The following is a 1316-nucleotide window of genomic DNA, read 5'->3' on the forward strand; positions in this document are numbered from 1 at the left end:
CACCGACGTCGGCGGGTCGGGGGTGGCGTTCCAGGCCACCCGCGAGTACCGACCGGGCGACCCCCTCTCGCGGGTCGACTGGAACCGGCTGGCGAAGACCGGCGACCTCTCGACCGTCGACCTCCGCGAGGAACGCGCCGCCGCGGTCGTCCTCCTCGTCGACGCCCGTGAGGCGGCCTATCGCGCGCCGGGGCCGGAGGCGGAGTCGGCGGTCTCGCGGTCGGTGCGGGCCGCCGGCGCGCTCTACGTCGGCCTCACGAACGCGGAGAACCCCACGGGTCTCGCGGCGCTCTCGCCCGACCCCTACTGGATCGCGCCCGGATCGGGACCGACCCATCGCGCGCAGGTCCGCGAGCGCGCTCACCCCCCGCCACCGTCCGGTCCTGCGGACCGTCTCGTCCTCCAGTGCCACCTCCTCGCGACCGGCGGTCGAACGCCGGGTCCGACCCGTGTTCATTGCTCGTGCTCCCGGTCGGCGATCCGCGCGAGCGCGTCGATGGCGTGGCGTGCCCGTCGACGTGGGCTTGGCTCGCCGCTGAACGCCGCCCGAAGGCGCTCTTCGAGGGGAACGTCCGACGCGTGCGCCTCGGCGAAGAACGCCGCGGCGTGGGGGTCGTCGGTCCAGGTCCCCGCGGCGAGGCGCTCACGGGCCGTCGCCTCGCTCTCGCCGTCGCGGACCAGCACCGCCACCGCGAGTTCGTCGAGACGGTCGCGAATCGAGCGACGCTCCCCGATGCCGAACCGGCGACCCCGCGAACCGAGCGCGTCGAGTTGGCGGTCGAGTTCGGCACCCGGTGTCGGGACGGACAGCGGCCGTTCGGGCGTCGGCGGTTCGGTCCGCTGCTCGTCGGTGGTCGCGCGTTCGTAGACCGCCGCCGCGCCCGCGAGCCCCGCGACCACCCCGACGAGCGTGAGCAGGCTCGGCGTGACTCCGACCGCGAGTGAGGGCGCGACCACGACCGCGAGGCCAGCGAGCACGCAGCCGATGCCGACCGCCACACCGAGTCCTCGCCAGTTCACGGCCCCTCCGCGTAGGTCTCCTCGATACGTCTGAGCGCGCTCGTCGCCCGTCGCTCGCGCTCGTCGGTCACCCGCTCGTCGCCGTACCGAACCCGCGTGAAGAGGTCGGTGAGTTCGTCGACGTCTCGCCCCCGCATCCCGGCCTCGGTCGCCGCACGCGCGAACTCGCCCGGCGTGCTCGATTCGGGACGCGCCACGTCGAGGTGGTCGGTCATCTCGCGCCACGCGCGGTAGACCCCGTTTTCGAGCCCCGCGTCGTGCTCGATCCGGTCGGCCGCCCGCCCCGCCGCTCGACC

2 protein-coding genes and 1 pseudogene are annotated in these 1316 nt (G+C 74.7%); 1 reads left to right on the forward strand and 2 read right to left on the reverse strand.

Features of this window, described 5'->3' with window-relative positions; genetic code table 11:
* Positions 1 to 22: 22 nt before the first annotated feature.
* Positions 23 to 223 (forward strand): annotated as a pseudogene (locus D3261_RS20780) (DUF58 domain-containing protein); the annotation flags it as partial.
* Positions 224 to 453: 230 nt separating this feature from the next.
* Here the strand turns inward: D3261_RS20780 and D3261_RS19400 are convergent.
* On the reverse strand, positions 454 to 999 hold the full coding sequence (locus D3261_RS19400; RefSeq protein ID WP_233554050.1) for a hypothetical protein: 546 nt from the start codon (positions 997 to 999) through the stop codon (positions 454 to 456).
* Positions 1000 to 1016: 17 nt separating this feature from the next.
* Positions 1017 to 1316: DUF4129 domain-containing protein (locus D3261_RS19405; protein ID WP_147465013.1), on the reverse strand; the 300-nt coding region annotated here is incomplete at its 5' end.

Source organism: Halococcus sp. IIIV-5B (assembly GCF_003602035.1).
GTDB classification, from domain to species: domain Archaea; phylum Halobacteriota; class Halobacteria; order Halobacteriales; family Halococcaceae; genus Halococcus; species Halococcus salsus.